This is a genomic window from Bradyrhizobium sp. Ken01, from assembly GCF_055807355.1.
Genome location: NZ_JBVVPC010000059.1, coordinates 24,134 through 42,643, shown reverse-complemented (window position 1 = coordinate 42,643; position 18,510 = coordinate 24,134). Strand labels below are relative to the sequence as shown.

Annotated in this window: 15 protein-coding genes and 3 pseudogenes; 8 read left to right on the top strand and 10 right to left on the bottom strand. The window is 54.5% G+C overall.

Annotated features, from left to right (window positions below):
- Positions 1-674 precede the first annotated feature (674 nt).
- The 5 genes and pseudogenes from AC0L3S_RS34970 to AC0L3S_RS34950 all read left to right on the top strand — a co-directional run.
- Positions 675-1,892, top strand: coding sequence for a glycosyltransferase family 4 protein (locus AC0L3S_RS34970; RefSeq protein WP_473284315.1), 1,218 nt, complete (start codon positions 675-677; stop codon positions 1,890-1,892).
- A gap of 701 nt (positions 1,893-2,593) precedes the next feature.
- Entirely contained in the window at positions 2,594-2,806 is a 213-nt protein-coding gene (locus tag AC0L3S_RS34965; protein WP_473284313.1) for a hypothetical protein, read from the top strand.
- A gap of 532 nt (positions 2,807-3,338) precedes the next feature.
- Positions 3,339-3,468: pseudogene (locus AC0L3S_RS34960) on the top strand (IS5/IS1182 family transposase); the annotation flags it as partial.
- 63 nt (positions 3,469-3,531) lie between these two features.
- Positions 3,532-3,924, top strand: a complete 393-nt coding sequence (locus AC0L3S_RS34955) for a transposase (protein WP_473284311.1) — start codon at positions 3,532-3,534, stop codon at positions 3,922-3,924.
- A gap of 159 nt (positions 3,925-4,083) precedes the next feature.
- Positions 4,084-4,530: pseudogene (locus tag AC0L3S_RS34950) on the top strand (IS66 family transposase); the annotation flags it as partial.
- 180 nt (positions 4,531-4,710) lie between these two features.
- Here AC0L3S_RS34950 and AC0L3S_RS34945 read toward each other — a convergent pair.
- From AC0L3S_RS34945 to AC0L3S_RS34930, 4 genes are all read right to left on the bottom strand, one after another.
- Entirely contained in the window at positions 4,711-5,679 is a 969-nt protein-coding gene (locus tag AC0L3S_RS34945; protein WP_473284309.1) for a formylglycine-generating enzyme family protein, read from the bottom strand.
- Between the two features lie 324 nt (positions 5,680-6,003).
- The gene (locus AC0L3S_RS34940) at positions 6,004-6,396 is read right to left on the bottom strand and encodes a GtrA family protein (protein ID WP_473284319.1); all 393 of its coding nucleotides are present in this window, start codon (positions 6,394-6,396) and stop codon (positions 6,004-6,006) included.
- 168 nt (positions 6,397-6,564) lie between these two features.
- Positions 6,565-8,070: an ArnT family glycosyltransferase gene (locus AC0L3S_RS34935; RefSeq protein WP_473284307.1), complete on the bottom strand. Its 1,506-nt coding sequence runs from the start codon at positions 8,068-8,070 to the stop codon at positions 6,565-6,567.
- A gap of 590 nt (positions 8,071-8,660) precedes the next feature.
- Entirely contained in the window at positions 8,661-9,491 is an 831-nt protein-coding gene (locus AC0L3S_RS34930) for a glycosyltransferase family 2 protein (RefSeq protein WP_473284305.1), read from the bottom strand.
- A gap of 273 nt (positions 9,492-9,764) precedes the next feature.
- Here AC0L3S_RS34930 and AC0L3S_RS34925 point away from each other — a divergent pair, with 273 nt between their 5' ends.
- A complete protein-coding gene (locus tag AC0L3S_RS34925) occupies positions 9,765-11,282 on the top strand; it encodes an oligosaccharide flippase family protein (protein WP_473284303.1) in 1,518 nt (505 codons plus the stop codon).
- A 158-nt stretch (positions 11,283-11,440) separates the two neighbouring features.
- Positions 11,441-12,319 carry a glycosyltransferase family 2 protein gene (locus AC0L3S_RS34920; protein WP_473284301.1) on the top strand — a complete coding sequence of 293 codons (879 nt, stop codon included), beginning with the start codon at positions 11,441-11,443 and terminating at the stop codon, positions 12,317-12,319.
- 37 nt (positions 12,320-12,356) lie between these two features.
- Here the strand turns inward: AC0L3S_RS34920 and AC0L3S_RS34915 are convergent, their stop codons facing one another.
- The gene (locus tag AC0L3S_RS34915; protein WP_473284299.1) at positions 12,357-13,178 is read right to left on the bottom strand and encodes a glycoside hydrolase family 16 protein; all 822 of its coding nucleotides are present in this window, start codon (positions 13,176-13,178) and stop codon (positions 12,357-12,359) included.
- Between the two features lie 252 nt (positions 13,179-13,430).
- Here AC0L3S_RS34915 and AC0L3S_RS34910 point away from each other — a divergent pair, with 252 nt between their 5' ends.
- On the top strand, positions 13,431-14,528 hold the full coding sequence (locus AC0L3S_RS34910; protein ID WP_473284297.1) for a glycosyltransferase family 4 protein: 1,098 nt from the start codon (positions 13,431-13,433) through the stop codon (positions 14,526-14,528).
- A gap of 490 nt (positions 14,529-15,018) precedes the next feature.
- Here AC0L3S_RS34910 and AC0L3S_RS34905 read toward each other — a convergent pair whose 3' ends face one another.
- The 5 genes and pseudogenes from AC0L3S_RS34905 to AC0L3S_RS34885 all read right to left on the bottom strand — a co-directional run bounded on the left by AC0L3S_RS34905 (position 15,019) and on the right by AC0L3S_RS34885 (position 18,053).
- Positions 15,019-15,156, bottom strand: coding sequence for a transposase domain-containing protein (locus AC0L3S_RS34905; RefSeq protein ID WP_473284295.1), 138 nt, complete (start codon positions 15,154-15,156; stop codon positions 15,019-15,021).
- A pseudogene (locus tag AC0L3S_RS34900) lies at positions 15,153-15,650 on the bottom strand (IS66 family transposase). The gene AC0L3S_RS34905 and the pseudogene AC0L3S_RS34900 overlap by 4 nt, the downstream one beginning before the upstream one ends.
- A 5-nt stretch (positions 15,651-15,655) precedes the next feature.
- On the bottom strand, positions 15,656-15,862 hold the full coding sequence (locus AC0L3S_RS34895) for a hypothetical protein (RefSeq protein ID WP_473284293.1): 207 nt from the start codon (positions 15,860-15,862) through the stop codon (positions 15,656-15,658).
- A gap of 94 nt (positions 15,863-15,956) precedes the next feature.
- Entirely contained in the window at positions 15,957-17,381 is a 1,425-nt protein-coding gene (locus tag AC0L3S_RS34890; RefSeq protein WP_473284291.1) for a hypothetical protein, read from the bottom strand.
- A gap of 147 nt (positions 17,382-17,528) precedes the next feature.
- A complete protein-coding gene (locus tag AC0L3S_RS34885; protein ID WP_473284317.1) occupies positions 17,529-18,053 on the bottom strand; it encodes a class I SAM-dependent methyltransferase in 525 nt (174 codons plus the stop codon).
- Between the last annotated feature and the right edge of the window lie 457 nt (positions 18,054-18,510).

Here is an 18,510-nt window from a genome sequence, read left to right as displayed (position 1 = left end):
TCCCACCAGCCGAAGCCGAGCAACGCTACTACGCCATGCTGGAACAACAAGCTATGGCGGCATAACTTAAACCAAACCCGCCTCCGGCAAACCCGGGGCGGTTCACCATGCTTCGCCACCGGATGCCAAGCTGTACTGCAAGGGCAAAGGCAAGGAGACGAAGCTGTGCTGTCGCGATGGTTCGTCATGGAGAAACAGCCATCTGAGGCCGATCGTGCCTGGCAGGCGGCCGAGATCGCTCTTGTCGCGGCGGTGGCTCTTCGTCAGGGACCGATGGTCCGAATTGTTGATGGGGCGAGCTCGCGTGGCCGCACTTTACGACACTTTAATAGCCGATCTGCCCGTTAAGCGTCGACCTGTTGCGCAATGGCAGGTGAGGCCGTTTGCTCTATGCTGTTTCCAGCAACCGACGAGAAGAAATAATGGCTGCATGCGCTCGATCTGGAATTGATGCACGAGCCCTCTGGCCGTCCCTTCCGCAAAGCGCTCTGGCTGCCAACATGGTCGGATATGTCGGCGGCCGATATCCAAGAGGTCGCGGGCATGATAAGGAGTGTCCTTCAGTCAGACACGGTGCAGGAATCAACCCCCTGAGATTCTCAGGTTACCTGATGCAGGCGCTATAGACAACCGTCAGCCGTGGTGTCACCAACTAACGTACTAAGCGCCGGAGGGTGGAAGCACCGAAAAATGAAGTTTCTCATCTGGCAATACTGGCCTTTGTCTCTACGCGAGCTGCCATGCAAATAAGTCTCAGTTCCCCCGTTGCATCCGCAACCAAAACGGCGACAGTTTGGAGCATAAATGGGCGCTTTGCAGCCCAAGGTCAAACCGGCGTGCAGCGGTATTCGCGCGAGATAGTCCTTGCGATGAAGAACATTTTGGCTCGAGATGACGACATTGCACGACAACTTGAATTGCAATTTGTGGCTCCTCCCGGTGCTCAGTATCTCCCCCCGATTGATAGCACCGTTACGACGAGATTAGGTGGTGGCCACCTTTGGGACCAATTCGTGCTCCCGTGGTACGAACGTGGCGGAACCTTGAGCCTTGGCAATTCTGGACCGCTGATTTCAAGCCGTCATATTGTTTGTATTCATGATGTAAACACGTTTGTCGCACCGGAAAGCTATTCGCGCGCCTTTGGAATGGTGTACCGCAATCTCCTGCCCTTGATTGGACACCGGGCGCGCCGTATCGGTACGGTATCAAAGTTTTCGGCCGAGATGCTGGTGAGGTACCGTGTCTGCTCGGCCCATAAGCTTTTTATAGCTTACAATGGTCATGAGCACGCGCTTAAGTGGGATCCTTCTCGCGCGGATCCCCACCAGGTTAACTTCGCACGCCGGTCCTATGTTTTGTTGCTCGGAAGCCGGGCCAAACACAAGAATATCGACGTAATCTTAAGGGCAGCTCCAATTCTCGATGCCGCCGACATAGATATCGTTGTGGCAGGCGGCGCTTTCGGAATCTTCTCTTCCGGGGCGCAAACCAGAGTAGGACGAAACATTCACTACGTAGGTTACGTTAGCGACGACCAGTTAGCCGCGTTATTCCAGAATGCGTTGTGTTTCGCCTTTCCATCCAAAACGGAAGGATTCGGAACGCCGCTGTTGGAGGCCATGGTGTGGGGCTGCCCGGTCATTGCGGCTAACTCAGCGAGTTTGCCCGAGGTCGGAGGAAATGCCGTGCTTTACGCGGATTCTGACCGCCCGACGGAGTGGAGCGACCACATATTGGCGTTGGCCCACAACAAAGGATCGCGCCAGGAGCTAATTGATAAGGGTAGAAAACGGGTTGGCAATTTTTCCTGGCATGAAGCCGCCCGAGTATACATCGACGAAATGTTGAAGCTTAGTCCCCACCGAGGCGAACCTAATCAATCGAGTTGATTGTCGCGCAACTCCCGCGATTGCACGGACTGGTTAGCGGGCGATTGGGGAATAAAGCCAAAGCTGCCCAAGCAAGTGCCCCCCACATGATGATGCTTAAGAGGATAGCAACGATCCAAGGCATCGGCGAAGAGTAGCGGAGAGTTTCTCCTCTATTCGTTGGTGCAACCCCATCCAATCGCTGTGAGGAATCAAGGGTCGACGTGATTTCAGAATAGGCGCATTCTGATTCCGTCGGTTGTTTCAAAACTCGCAAAGCACTGTCCCGCGATATACCGCTGCAGTAAACAAATCGCAGGACTTGGTTCGTCTAGTGTCGCAATTGTGTCATGAACGGTCATGGAAAAGTGTCACTCCCCTGTGGGCCGCCTTGTTGGGGTGTTTCGGTATGATGACTGCTGTGTCGCATTGCTATACACAGCTATGAAGTAGGGTTCTCAGCTTGAGCAACTGGGAGCTGTCGAAGCCGGTCACGGGGGGCTGATAGCTCGGCTTCTGAAGGAGGAATCATTGGCTGAGTGGCGGCACCACTCAATTTTTGCTCAGCACATAACGAGATTGGGGGCACGAATTAGCGCGCAAGGCTCCGGTGCGGAGACCTCTTACTCACGCGACGGTTGTAGGAGTTAAAAACAATCTTGACGCAATAAAGCGGGAATGCTGCAATGCGCACATTGCGGTGCAGTGTTTCGGAGTCCGCGATGGAGCAGATCGTTAACCGAGCTTTGCGGGCTTATCCGCCAGTACTGGAAATGAATCCTGTCGCCTTGGCGCAGTCGCGGGAGAGAGTTACTCGTTACATCACTACCCTTGCCTCGACCGGCCGGACCGATCCTCACGAGTTGGAGGAGTATGCAAGGGCGTATTTGCGTGAATTGTGCGAGGGGCCTGATTTTCGCTTTACCGGCTGCTGATTGGGCGGGCCTTTTTAATGAGGCAATCTTCAGGAGCGAAAAGCAAATCCTCAAGCGCGGGGACAAGGAAGGGCGTCGCCTCGTGATCTAGCTTTGCGAGCTGCTCAAGGAGATTTTGTAGGTGCGGCGGCGCCGAGCCGATAGTTTTGGGTCCAAGTATTTGGCGAAGGCGATTGCCGCTTTCCTCGCAGATTGCGGAGAATGCGTGATCTCGATCTTCAAGTCCTTGGCGATGCAGTTGGTCATGCAATACCCGTCTTTACAGACTTTGATGTAGCGTAGTCCCTTCCCCTATTCCGATTCGGTAAAAATTACTTCTGTCGTCAGAAAGCTAGTAAATATCTAGTAAATTTGGACTTGCTATGTGCGCCCCTAGAGTAACAGCCGCGGATCCCGGTTGCGAGCCAGCGCGCACGAGCCATCTCGTATTCTTTCCTTTCTAGCAGACTTTTGAAAAAGGCGCTCGCCGCGGACCGGCGACCGTGATTCATTGGCTCCGACGACGAGATTCGGAGAACCGCCGCGGCCTGCCGGTCGACGGATCGACGTCTGCCTGACGCAGGCCGACGGGCATGCCGCGCGGGTAGCCGCACTGCTCATGATCGAGCCTTGTGCCGACCGGCCGACAGCGATCACGCTTGGCCCTGACAAAACCTACCATGCAGAGTCTCCCTCCGGCGAGGGCCGCCTTGTTGGATTAGTCCAATTGGTGCGTAACAGTCCTGATGGACAGCCATAAGCGCAGTACTCAGCTTGAACGGCTTGAGGTGGTTGAGACTGGTCGCCGGCGACGCTGGTCGGATTACGAAAAGCTGCGGATCGTGCAGGAAAGCTTTGAAGCGCCGCGCGCGATATCGTCGGCAGCAAGACGCCATGGCATATCACGTTCGTTGCTGGACATGGCGGCGCGCGTTCGGTCCCGACCGATCAGCCCTCAAAGCGAGCAATCCGGCTTTGCGCGGGTCGTCCTTGCCGCGGAGGTCAAGCCGGCGGTTGCTGCCACAGCGACGAGCAGGCAGATGGTGATCGTGATTGGCAGGGATCGTCGAGTGATTGTCGACGCCAGCGTCGATGCGGCAGCGCAGGCGCGGGTGCTGCAGGTTCTGGAGCGTCGATGATCCCGGTCTGTTCGAGCGCACACATCTGGATTGCGACCGCCTACACTGAAATGCGCAAGGGCGTGGAGGGTTTGTCATTGTTGGTGCAGGAAAGCCCTTGGTCGTGATCCGTTCGCCGGAGATGTCTTCGTGTTCCGCGGACGCGGCGGTTCGCTGATCAAGGCCGCCGAGGAACGTCGTCTCCTTCGACAACAGATAAGCCGGCCGCTGGCGGAGCCTTCGAGCTGTGGCTGGGCGCAAAGCTCGCGTTGATCGGCCAAAAGGCTAGCTGGCAGACGCAATTCGCTATGCGCTCTCTCGCGCTGGGATGGCCTGAAGCTCTTCATCGATGATGGCCGTATTGAGCTCCACAATAACGCCCTCGAGCGCTCGATCGGTCGGATCACGTTGAACCGTAAAAATGCGCTGATCACAGGCTCCGACGGCAGCGCCGAACATTGGGCCATCATCGCCTCCCTGCTCGAAACCTGTAAGCTGAACGACGTCGATCCGCTCGCTTACCTGACCGATGGCCTCACCAGGATTGTCAACGGCCATTCGAACAGTGACATCGATCAGTTGCTTCCGTGGGCCCTTTGCCGTCACGACATCAAACGCGTGACCTGAGAACGACGCTTACACCGGAGGAACATTTCTCATGGGAAGGGCACGACGAGAATCGTCCGTCCTGTGGTCGCGGATGAGCTATGACCGGCGCTGCGGGCAGGCTCGTTGGCCACTTCTACATCCACAATGGCGACGATTTAGCCTTCGTTTGCGAACGCGGCTGAGTTCTTCAACAGCCTGCTAGCGCGCTAAAGATCTCGCAACTCGAAAACCAAGAAAATAGTTGCGATATACGTCGTTGAACGCACTCCGATATGCGGATCTCAAGAATTGCGGATAGTAATACCAAACACCGCCGCGAACCACGTGACGACGGCACGTCCGCTCAGTCCACGCCGACCCGTCAGTGGGCGCCCCGACATAATTTCCATGGCCAGCGCGATTTCCGTGGTCACAATCCTCGACCCACTCCCAGACATTGCAAGGAGGCGCTCTAAGACTGGAGTCGCGACCGCATGGATTCTCGGCGGGCTTATAAACGCCGAAGGAGTTGGCAGCAAGCGGTTGGCTAACCTTGCTCTTGTCCCACAAGCTGCCGCATCCGTCACAATTTTCTTGCTCCGCCCCTATTTCAGTGCCCCACGGGTAAGCTGTCTCGCTTCCGGCTTTAGCAACATATTCGAATTCGGCCTCAGAAAGCAGCCGGTACGATTTCCCGGTCTTTCGGGACAGCCAAGAAGCGTATGAAACTGCGTCATTCCAAGAGACATTGATCACCGGACGCAAACCCCTCCCCCAACCTTGATCAAATGGTCTGTAACTTGCGCACCCTCCATCGGCCACGCACGCGTCCCATTCGGCAAACGTGACCGGCATGCGACCAGCAGCAAAAGTCTGTTCAATAGTCACTCGGTGGAGAGCAGGAAACTCAGCTTTCTGATCGGATCCGAGCAGTCCCACCATGAATTTGAACGGCATGCCATCAGCGGCCCCCATCGTAAACGACCCGGAGGGAACAACCACTAGTTCCGGACAATCGCGGCATTCGCGGAATGTTTCCATCGGTTGCAAGGCGCGCTCTTGTTCCAGCGTCATAGGAGAGTAGAGATTTGCTTCTTTCCGCGTACTCTCGTCCGCCCTCGCGAGAGCTGACCAGTAAAGTCCCTCGAATAACAATATGCCGATGATCAAAAAGAGAGTGCGTCGCATTCAGCCGCTCCATGACAAACGCCCCAATGCATCAAATAAAGCTCAACCGAGGCTCGCTCCGTCGATCGCGCCAAAGAGAATAGCAAAGGGCATTCTTCCGTTGTAAGAAACTCTCTAGGGCCGTCAGGTCACTTCTGCAATCAACACCCGTTCTTAACCTTTTCGTATATCTTTGACATCGTGCAAAGAGAAAGAAACAAGTGGGGGATCACCGGTAGCCGCGACAACAGAAACTTGTTGCAAATAGATCGGCGCTGAGTCGCATCGCGACTTTCACCTCAGCGGCGCCTGGACCGGCCATCCGAACGACCATCGTTTCCGCTATTATGCCCTATCGCTAGCTGGCGTCGGCCGGAATGCGATGAAACGAGACATTGAGTACGTCACGAGCAGGCCTCCGGCGGACCCAAGTGAGAGCGGAATAATAAGCCAGTGTCTCAAAGACGGCACCGCCCAAGCTGCCGCTGCGTATAATCCGATATTTATGATCCCACCCAGGACCTGAGCCACAACATAAATGAAAGAACGCGAAACAGGTCGGTCTCGCACCTCACGAAAAGTCCAAGTCCTATTCAATGACAGCGTAACGCCGACCGCGAGAACGAATGATAGAAACCTAGCAAGCAAATAATCGAACCCAACAACGAAAACAAAAAGATAAGTAAAGCCTGCGTCGACAAGAAAGCCAACTGCACCGACCGCCAAAAACCTGATCACGGAACTGCCTCGCCTCGCGCCTGGCGCAGGGCTGGCATAGTTGTGGGCGAATGCCGAGAGCGAGGAATTCTGATCGTCCACCTGCCAATATCCTGATCTAGGATCCAACCAGTAACTGAAACTTGGCGGCCTTGTCTGTGGCCCGGGCCCTGGCCTGTATCTGCACTATCAACAACGGCGCATGGCAAGAGCGGTGTTTTCGACATCGCGTCGCAGATAGCTGGAGATCCGCTCGGGCAACTTCGTCGCTAGGCTGGGCAAAGTGCCGTTCAGCGCTTTCCAGAGCAAGCTCGGATTGGAGCTTTGATCGATCACTTCCCACTGCGCAGAACCATCTTCGCATGTCCGCTTTAAGGTATCGCGAGGCCAACCGTCCCATGCGATGAGAGCCGCTCCTCCCACGGGCGGAAACCCTACGCGGACTGCCCTGGCGAGCTCCCTATCGCGTTGAAATGCTAGATAAGCTGCATCGGCTATCGCTGGCGAAATATAGATCGGTGACGCTTCTTTGTAGTCAACGGTCAACGCTTCAACGATGGCCTTTGGATTAATCTGCGTCGTTCCGACCATTGCGGCGACAAGTAGTTGTGTGATTATTATGAAGCCGCGAAGCAATCTCGGCACCCGCACCAAAAACGCACCTCCGAGAATGCAAAATAGCAGCACCGTTGTCGCATAATACCGAGGCGTCGGAGAGAGAGCGAAAACAAATGTATAAAGTAGATACTGTGACGCCAATATAAAGATTGCGGTCAATGCAATCGAGCGCCCCCGCCGCCTAAACAGAGCAGAAGCGATGCCTGCAAAACCTAAGTATGGCACAAGCAGCAACGAAGGGGTCGCGAATAGATTCACGAGGTGATTAATCGACCAGTGAATCCTCACGACGGCCGGCGCCCAAGTACTCCACAATTTGGCAAGGTGGAGGTTAAATAAGGCATCCCGCGTTAGTACAGTCTCGCCCACCATCTCGGGATTGACAACAGCATCGTTGCTGTCGACGAGATAACGATAAATTGGGTCTCCGGTCATGACGTAGTAGAACAGACCCTCGGCTAGCAAAGGCAGACAATAGCCGGCAGCCAGCGCCAGAATAAATATTACGGAGGTCCGGATGCGCCTTACTTCTATCAAGATAAAAAAGCTAAGCGCAATGGGAATAACCGCTGAGGTTGCACGTAAAACCAACGCAGTCCCGCCAAGCAGGCCCGCAAAAAACAGCAGGACAATGCTTCTCGAAACGATCTCCTTGCGGATCGCGACTATCGTCAACCCAAATCCCACCGCGAAAAGCGCAGTCTCTAGGGCTTCTGGATAAAAGGTCTGAGGAGCCCGAAAAAAAAGCGGCGTCGACGCTAGCATGCCACAAGCTAGGATGGCGCCTCTGGAATCTAGCACAAGCCTAGCGAGCCATGCGGTGGCAAAGATTAGGGCCACCAGAAGAGCGCTATTGACCACGACAAGCGCACTCGAGCTCAAGCCAAAAAGCTTTATGCTCAATGCCAAAAGAAGGACATAGGGAAGCCTGCCACTCCAGTGGTCTATTGGAAGACTTGCACCGTCCCGAAGCCAGTTCTCTGCCGCTTCAACGTAATGCAGGTCATCATAACCTTGGAACCCGCCATTGAGCGCCAATGCCCAGCAGATCGTCGCGACTGCTATCGCTCCGACCATCGATAACTCGACTTTTGCAGCATTCCATCTGAGAGGTTTTGCTGAGCCACTGCTAGCCGTAGCGTCGATTATATTGATTGACATAAGCTACGCTTCTCACAGGTGGATGCGCAGAATCAACTGCCACCATCGTTTTAAGATTAACGGCCACAGCACTCCGAAGTGGGGAACTATGGAATCTCGACCACATAGCCCAAAACATCGCTAGTACGCGCAAAGCTTATCGCGGTCTCGTGGCCGAAAACCGAGCTGTCTCGGTTTGCGACCAGCACACTTGAGACTCGCGGCCTTCGCGCGACGACGGGTCGATGATAACTATCGTTCAGCGCTAACAAGTACGTGGAACGTGTCCAATCCATGCAATGTCGGCCTGAGATGCTAGTATGTTGCCGCCTGGACTACGAGCCCAAACGATCGGCTCGCTGCATACAAATCGAGCGGGGTGGCGGCCCCTAACGGGTTGGTCGAGCAGCAACATGGCGGACATTTCTCAGTCCCCTGCGTCTTCCATTGGACATCGGCTCGCCGCGTCGCGGGTACAGAGCATTTACGGAACAATGACCAGGCGTTGTGCCGAACGTTGCGTCTACCTAGTGAGTCAGGAGGTCTCGCGCTCGCACTCGCAAAGCCCAATAGAGGACTCGTGCATATCGTAATAGCCAAAGCCAAACCGTCGCGCTTCCGTTAGCTAAAATTGCCGATTGAATTCGTCCCTGCATGGACACCCACTCGGAAATGGTCTGAGGCTGAATGCTACCGACATGAGTTCGGTATTCTACGAGCGGTTCGCGTATGCCTAATGCATCTGAATGCACCAGCATTCGCGAGCAGATTTCATAATCCTCTCCGCTGCGCAAGCCAGGCGCCTCGTCGAATGGACCCGCCTTTTCAAAGAGCGAACGGGAGAACAGCATTGAGGAATTGTAGATCATGCCTCCGAGAGAGAGGATAAATTTTGATTTTCCGACGCGCCCATAATTGCCAAGCAGACTTTGACTCAGCGGGTTACCGTTTTGGTCGATGCTCGCGCAGGCCGTAAAGGTAAAGTCGAGCTTTTCGCGGAGCATCAATTCCATTTGCTTTTGTAATTTCTCCGATTTCCAGAGATCATCATCATCGCATAGTGCGATGTAATCTCCGCGCGCATGACGAATTCCAAAATTTCGAGCGACGGCTGGACGTCCAGCGCGGGGACAGCCCAAATAACGCGCCCTCGGGTCTCGCAATCCAACCACGAAGTCTGACACTTCCTGATCGTGACCGTCAGCGACGACGATTAACTCCAACACCGGATAGGTTTGCGCCAATATCGATCGAACCGTGAGAGCAAGGTATGGTAACCGCTTGTACGTAGGCACCACCACGGACACCAGCGGCATATGATCAGGCCTTAGTTTATCCGTTTGACTTAGCTGGTTCACAAACCAGACTCCTACTAGCAAAACTTGGTTCAGCCCGGGCTGAAGCTGTGGGGGTTGCTCGCCGATCCTTCTATCAGAACGTGATCGCGGTTGATAAGTGGAATCTGCAGCAAGTCCTGCTCCTGGGAGTGCTCTCCGCGGAAATCCCAAAAAAGCCTACGGCACGATCTTGCCGCTCGACCTTTACTGTGCCGCAACTCTTGCGTTTGCCGACACTGCACACCGTGTTAGACGCATCGGTGATGATCCTTCCACAAACATCCGGATCGGATGATGACCGAACGATTTGCTCGTAACACGGCCTATAGTACCGCGGCCGGCTTGATCATGTCTATTGGTCGGTTCGCCACCACGGTCGCAATGGCTCGAGTCCTGGGTGTGGAAGCGACGGGCGTCGCCGCCTTTGCGCTTTGGTTAATTTCATTAACTTGCGCGATTACCAGCCTCGGCGTCTACCCCGCCCTCACACGATATCTTCCCGAGCTGAAATCAGCCAACGATGCCGCCTCGTTAGCGCGCCTTCTGCTCGTTCCGTACGGAGGGGTGGCCTGTCTAGCCGCGGTATTATTCGTTGCGTCGTATGAAGCAGATTTATTCGGTTTGGCTGCCCGGTCACCAATCATGCTGGGTCAAGCCAGTATTGCTTTAGTTATAGCCCTATACCTTGTTCAATCGTTAGCAATCTTCGGTCTGGGTTATCTTGTTGGTCAGCAGCTTTTTCGCAGGTTTGCCGTTATTTCAGCAATCTCCAATGTTCTCCAGTTGTTGATTGTCGTAGTAGGCGGACTCGCATGGGGGGTTAATGGAGCATTGCTCGGCTACTTCGCCGGGTGGCTTCCGCTAGCCTTGGTCTGCGCGGGTCTCATTGGAGGTAAGCCACGTGCACCGGAACAAGTTCGTTCTCGCTTGTTCAGGTTTTCTATGTTCTCCTGGGCGAGCACGCTAGCGAACGAACTCGTCTGGGCACGGCTGGAAATGGCCTTTTTGGGTCATTTTTGGGGTAGCGGCGCCGTGGGACTTTACTCCGTCGGCTTCACTCTGGCCAGCCTGGCGACGCAGGGGCCCTTGCTTCTTACCGGTGGCCTGCTGCCATACTTCGCCGAAGCTATAGGGAGTAATCGGCACGAAAGGGCAAGGGCGAGATTGCAGACCGCAATGCGGCTGGTCGCCTTTTTCGTACTACCCATGTGCTTTGGCATCAGCGCCATGATTCCGAAATTGCTGCCCATGCTTTACGGCGAGAGCTTTTCCGGGGGCGTTGTCCCCGCAATGGTTCTTGTCAGCTCAGCTGGAATAGGCGCGAACATCGTCGTACCATTGGCCTTCATCAACGGCATGGAGCGAAGCGACTTTCTGTTTGCTTTGAACATCACCGGGGCCGCGATTTCCTTCGTGCTCGGCTTTATACTTGTATCGACATTCGGTATTATGGGTGCCGCATTCGCGAGGGCAGTCGTTCAGATCTATGTCGTGATCGTGAGCCTATGGTTCCTCCGGTCACGCTTGTCTTGCAAATTGCCTTTGTTGCATCTGGGTCTGCTGACTGTTTCCGCGCTGGCGAGTGCCGCCTCGGCGCTCTTGGTAAGCACTCAACTGCAAGGTTTGGTCGGGCTGCTGCTTTCCGTTGCCATTGCAGTCTTTGTTTACCTGTTGTTGGTTCGATCGACGAAAGCCATTCCTGACGAGGATATTGAAAGCTTGGAAATACTGTTTGCGCACGCTCCGCCCGCTCTGCAACGCGTAGCTTCGGTGGCATTAAACGCAATTTTAGGAAGCAGGCGACGCCGATAGCCCAGAATGCCCGATTTCGGGCTGCCAGCACGTTTGGAGCGAAGTAGTCATCGCAGATGGTGCAAACTTGCTCTGCCCGCTTTGGCACTTTGCCGTATGGGCTGGGTTCGCAACTTTGTAGCTTTTGACCTACCTCTCACTAAAGCTTAGGTTCTGGCATGAAGATAGGAATCGTAGTTGCAAGTCTGGGTCGAGCGCACATAGTTGCTGAGTTTCTGTCAATGGTGCGGCGTCAATCACGACGGCCTGACGAACTTGTTCTTTCAGTTGTCGGCGAGACTGATCTTCCCACGGATTTGGATCGGTCCAATCTGCCAATCAATCTGCTTTTCGGTAGCCCTGGCTCCTGCGTTCAGCGAAACAGAGGCATTGACTACCTTACGGACCGTACTGACATAATACTTTTTCTAGATGATGACTTCTGGATGTGTGATCGCTATCTTGAAGTTCTCGAGAACATCTTCCTCGACCCAACAATTGTCTGTGTTACCGGCCATGTCGTTGCCGACGGAGCGACGACGCCAGGTTTTCAGCCCATTGATGCCGAGCGAATTTTGAGCCGATACGCCTCGAGCTTGCCCGCGGTCCCCGAATTCACAGTAAGAAACGTAGCTGATGCGTACGGCTGTAACATGGCCTTCCGGTCAACCGCATTGGAACGAATTCGGTTCGACGAAAGGCTCCCGCTCTATGGTTGGCAGGAAGACGTCGATTTCAGCGCTCGCACAAGATCTATTGGACGGGTCATCTGGACCGACGCGCTTTGGGGAGTTCATCTTGGCACCAAGATAGGAAAGACAAGCGGGCTGCGGTTCGGTTACTCGCAGGCCGTAAACCCCTTCTACTTGGTCTCGAAGGGCAATATGACTCTTTCACGAGCCTGCCTCCTCTTACTCAAGAACATGGCGGCCAATATTCGAGGATGCGTTATCCGCGAGCATCATATTGATCGATGGGGTCGGTTGCGCGGCAATCTTCTCGGACTTGGTCATCTGCTGCTAGGGCGAATAGACCCGGAATTCATTTTGACGCTGTAATCCGCGGCTAGAGAGCAAAGTTTCTCAAACCCTCGAGCTACCTCTTTTTATATGCCCTAACATAGTCGACATACATAAAGGATGGGCTTGGTGTTTGCTCTATGGGCCAACCTCCTCCTAGGGCCAAATTCAGCAAGACAAACATTGGGCGATGGTGTTCGGGGGGTGTTGGAGTGCGCGCAATTTCAACACGGTCAAGATAGATAATAATCCAATCGGATTCAACCGATGCGCCGAAGAGGTGAAAGTCTGCCGACAGCGATCCGGGCGTCACCTTGTGTCGCAGTGTTGCCTGATAATTTTCTGCTCCCGGCGCGCGGCGCCAAACATGAATCACGGATTCAAAGTCGCCAGGAAACTGACCGTACTGCTCGAGAATATCGATTTCAGCCGACGAGTCCTTATCTTTGTTTGCAATCAGCCAAAATGCCGGCCAAAGGCCCGGTCCGGCAGGCAACTTTGCTCGCATCTCAAAATAGCCGAATTGCTGCAAGAAGCCCGCGCCTTTCTGATCAGCGGAAGATAGCAAACCGCTTCGCCACTTTCCGTCTGTTCCACGGTGCGCTTCGATGCGAAGTATGCCATTATCAATGACAAACGGAAAACCAGGCTCGGGATTGGCAAATTGTGCCGCGCCGAAATCACCGTTCCAGGGCGTGTGCGCAATCCAACGCGTTCCCGGCCCCCAGGCGGAAACGTCTAAAGAATCGAATTCTTCACTGAACGAAAGGGCGTAGTTGGATAAGTCCAGCACCTCGGAGCCGCTCTTCTCGAACCGTCCCGCAACAGCGCTGACAAAGAATAGTCCCAGAACGGTGAGAATGGTACATGCTGTTGAGACAAAAATGAACTTGCGCATCGAATGCCTCGCTCCGGCCTACTCGAAAACTAAATATTCCGCTTCGGTTCACTGGCGGCAATGCCGAAAATTGCCTCAGTCTCGCAGATTCTGGTATAAGGTAACTTAGATTAGTCTTTGCCATCGTTAATCTGTCTAGAGTGGACTAGCGGCCGCATAGACGACTGCGCCTTTTGCCTCCGCCGGTTGACTGCCGCCTAGCCTGGGTATAAAGGCCAAAGTTGTACTCTTTTTATAGATCAAGTCGTTAAAGTGCGGATCATTCACCTCGTCAATCACTGCGATCACGGCCACGGAAATGCGCACGTCGCTATCGATATAGCTTGCGCGCAAGCGCAAGAAGGCCATTCAGTGGTGTACGCAAGCCGCGGAGGTGACTATCTAAAACTTCTGCAGGATCACGGCGTCCGGCACGAGTATATCGTTCAGAACAGCCGAAATCCCCTGGAAATTCTGCATTCGCTGGTTAGATTGCAAAAGCTCTGCCGCAAGTTCCGACCGGACTTGATCCATGGACACATGATGGCGGGTGCAGTTTTCGGGTATTCGAGCTCGCTCTTAAATGGCATCCCTCTGGTTACTACGGTTCACAATTCCTTCGATAAACACTCAATACTCATGCGGCTCGGCCATCGTGTCATTGCCGTCAGCGAGGCAGAGCGCAAGTCGCTGGAACGAGCAGGCTACAATTCCGCTAGGCTGAGTGTTGTCGTCAATGGGTCCAACTACTCCCCTCGAGACAATTTCGTTAAGTCTGGCTCACGTGAACAACACGTGGAGATCAAGCAGCCCTGTGTTATGACTGTGTGCGGACTTCACCAGCGAAAAGGCGTGCACGATCTGATCAGAGGCTTTAGCGAGGCTGCTGCAGGCTTATCCGCCTGGCGCCTCTACATCGTCGGCGACGGACCCGACAGGCAGAAGCTTGAGGAGCTAGCCTCCAAGCTCGATATCGCCGACAAGATCATCTTCCTAGGGCAGGTAGGGCATCCTGTAGAAATACTTCGCCAAAGTGATATTTTCGTTCTCGCCTCGTATGCCGACCCTTGCTGCCTCGCGATCGGAGAGGCTAGGGAAGCAGGTTGCGCCATAGTCGCGACCGAGGTCGGAGGAACTCCCGAGCTTCTTGAATTCGGTGAGGCGGGACGCCTCGTAAAACCAGGTGCCCCCGAACAAATCGCCAATGAGTTGCGTCGCCTTATGGCCGACCCCCAAATTCTGCAAGACTGGAAGAACCGATCGCAACGAGCAAGTGAGTACTTCCGTGTATCGCGGGTCGCCCAAAATTATGAAGAGATTTACGTCGATACAATATCTCAGTATCGAGGTCTAAAACGTACACCATCATAGCTGGCTGTAGCGCAAGCGTCGTTCCGCTCCCACCATCTCGCGGCACATGGGATAGGCAAGTTTCACGATCTCTTTGAAGGATCGGGGAGACGGGGCGCCGTCGTTGGTTCTCCAACAGCAAGGCCCGGATCGTCAAGGAGAGTTGGTACTAGGCCCAGTCGTTTCCGACATTGCCCGGCGACACAGGCTGCCCCCACAGCGAGTGTTCACCTGGCGGCGACAAGCACGCTGGTTGCCGCCGCCGATGGCCAACCATCCTCCTTTGTATCGGCGGTGGCTACAGTACAGGCCGTGGCTGGAATGAGCGGAAGACAGCGCGACGCAAGGCCAATCCCGATGCTGGGGCATCGAGATCGAACCCGAAGGCGTCATTACCCGCGTCGGCCGGGGCACAGACGTTTCGTGGCCAATCTTTGCCGCAGACACGACGCCAGCATCGTGCGCATCCGGCCAATACCTCAGGCAGAGGCGACCACCTTCCGCGATGCGCTCAGCTAGCAACGGCGGCCTTACATCGTCGGTTCGCTTTCCAATTCCACGGAAGCAATTCGCCAACTTTGTTGGCGGGGTGATCTGGGAGCCTGGCCAGCACGTCAGCGAGCCAGGCTTGCGGTTGGACGTCGTTCATCTTGCAGGTTTCGTCAAGGCATAGACAGCGGCAGCCAGACGGTCGCCAGCGTCTGAACAGGCGAAAGTCCAGTTTCTTCTTCCAACCGCCGCCCGCAACGCTCGCTCGGCGGCATTGTTTGTAAGACGGACGCGGCCTTCGTCGAGGAAGCGGGTGAACGCTGCCCGGCGATTGAGACGCTAGTTGATCGCCTTTGCGGTATCGTTCTTGGTGGAGAACAACGCTCGCTGCTGGTGCATCCAGATTTCAAGCTCGGCAATGAGCGGCCGTGATCGTTCACGGCGCACGATCAGCCGCTGCTCCGGCGTTTTGCCGTTGATGGTGCCCTCGACCTCGAAGCGGACGCCACACAGCCTCGCTGGCGATCGGCGCCTCTCCCTATCACCAGGTCGACGAACTCCGGCCGTGGCTCCAGCACGCCGCTTCAAGGATCGGTGCCGGCTTTCTTTGAGCCTTGCAGAGCTGGTTGTATCATCAAAGGCATCGGCCTGCATGATGCCTACATAGCCGACAAGATGGCCTTGTGGATGTTACCCGGCACGACTGCCCGAGTAATGGAACGCTGCCGCCGGTGGGTCTTTGCCGCCAATGGCCGGTCATTGCGGACATAGGTCCAGATCCGGCCGGTGACCGGGAAGGGATCGAGATCGATGTCTCGACGCTGGCGGATCGGGTCGGCCCCTGCGAGGTCGGCGCTCGACCCCATTATTGAGGCGATCCGGACCCACGCCATAAGCGCGCAACGCATTTATATCGAAGTGGCCGCTCGCAAACAGGGGGCGACGGTGCTTCAGTGGCTGTCAGTGCGACGCCGGGACAAGGCGGGACCTGTCCGCAGGTCGTCGAGCAAGAGGATTTGGTGAACGCAAAACATTGTCGTTTATGGATGCAACTGCTGCAAAAACGAAGAAGTGAAGCCCCAGATCTATGAACGCTCCTGCAATCGTTGCCGTGATAAACCACGCCAGACAGCAGGACTTCGCAGCATCGCTTACCGCATATTCATAGTCGGTAAGAGTCGAGGCCCGGCGGCTGCTCACGATAACACGCACGAAGAACGCACCATAGCTAAAGAGGCCAACGATACCGAGACAGCCGACAATTGCCGCAAGGAGACTAGATGCTCTGAGACTGCCGTTACCTGCACCAAACCCGACTGTATCGGTGAAATTCTGCAGGGCCTGCCTAATCCACGCAGATCGCTCCACGCCGGAATCCGTAGCAAGCTTGTTGAATACGATGGTGTCCAGCAAATTCCAGATGTAGGTCCAAGCAGCGTCATTCAGAGCGACACCGACAAGCGCTATTGCAACCAAGAGCGGAGCAACTACCAAAAAGAGGACCGCCTGCTTCGGAACGGCGCGTGACAGCAGCCAGAAACCGCAGCGCAAGTAAAGAAGTAACAAAAGCACCGCCAGTCCGACATATGCAGTGGTAGAGGTCGAGAAGACCAGCGCCACCATAGAAAGAACTGCGAGTGAAAGCGCTAGGTGCGTATGAAACCCTCTCAACCAAAGTGTAAAGCAAAACGCAAAATATCCTAATGTCATCGATCCAAATGATGCCGCTTCGGTAAATGACCCGACGATCCTTTTGAAGCCCGCAACTTCCGTATCATTCAGCATGCGGTAGTTGGTGTTTCTAATGATGCTCAGTAGTTCCGTGGTGTTGGTCCAATAGGTAACAAGATCTACGAAGCCAAAAATTAGATTCAACGCGGCGCATGCCAAAGCCGCCTTGGCAAGGATCCGCCGCCCCTCAGGCACGGCAAGGTAACCGGTAAAAAGGAAAAATGACACGACGTCGGCAGTAAAGAAGACCGACTGAGTAAAATTGGCACTGGAAGGGGCGAGCGGCTCCAGCGCATACGTCGTCGACCGGACGGCAAAAACATCCGTCATCCCGGCAAAGATCCTTGGAAAAAAAATCGCAGTGAAGATGCTATAAGCTAGAGTGAACGACAGCCAGAACCCTGCCTTTGGAAAGGAAAGGCCCCGCAGCGCGTTGCGACGTATCTTGGGGTCTTTCAACAAACTGACTGCGAGAAACCCAAGCAAAAAATGTGCAGGGGAAATACCCGCGCCCCCGAGAAATTCAAGGATCAGAGCGGCTGCCGAGCCAAGCAGTGTCGAAATAAGATAGGAAACAGCAATGAAATTTGGTCCTGCAACTAGACCTAGCACGCCGACGATTATGGCGACGAAACCAATGATTTCTACGCTCATGCCGTTACCCGAAAGACCAAATCACCCTGCTCTGGGTCCGTCCCCATGGCTAATCGCAGTAGTGTACTTTTAGTTCGAATGTTCGGAGAACGCTCAATCACGTGAAAGTGTTCTACTTGAGGGATGAAATTCGATCGGCGCCAGGCACTAAGTTTCGAAGGGCTTTTGTGCAATCGCCCAAACCATTACTGGGTAGTTGGGTTCGTTCTTGAGGGAGCGAAAGAATCCAAACCGTCGCCATTTAGTCAAATTCGCTCTCAGGCAAGCTCGGTTCCCCCAAGATTCTGTCTTAATACTCGTTGCGGGAAATCCGCATTCCTGAAGAAGGAACGACAACCCCTGCTCTGTCCATCTACTGCAATCAATGGGAACGTTATGAACCCTTACCAAGAATGGCGTAGCCACGATAAAATGGCCGCCGGGCCGAAGCATTTGAAATACGTTCTTTCCCGCCCTTACAGGCCACGGTAGATGCTCGAAAACCTGGTCAGCAATTATGAGATCTACCTGCTTCTCCAAGGCCTCGGAACAGATATCAAAATCAGGATACTGCGTCTCCGTGTATGACTTGAACCGAAAAATCCTCTTCCACTGGGGGCCAGCGGCAATCTCAAGGACGTCAAGCCGTTCCGGACCAAGTTCTCGTATGAACTCGAAGCAGCGGCGATACATAACGACGCGGACCCAGTCCGTTGTGTCGAAGCCAATTTTGTTGAGTGCCTGCTTTAACTTCAATCGAGACGGTTCGTCAGACAGCCAAGAATTCAAGGTCGACGTCAAACTCATGCATAAAATCCGGCGTTAAAATGTTCGCGAACGAGATTAGACCTTAGCTCTCATAGTTTCAGCCAGCAACATTGAAGATCGCTCCTTCCAAGTTAAACTTAAGAAGCGCATCGACAAAAGATTAGCTCACACCGGTTAACCAACACGTCCGATTAAATTATCTAAGAGTTTCTGAATACTATATTCCGCAAAATACGAGACCGCGATGTGTCGCCAGTCGCCGACACTACACCCTTGGATGTCAGCCCCGGATGAACCTTATAGCGCTTCGAACGTGGTTTGGCCCTCATGAAGTGTCTGGCGGCGATCCATACCGTCCGGCGCAAGAAAATTGGGCATCCGT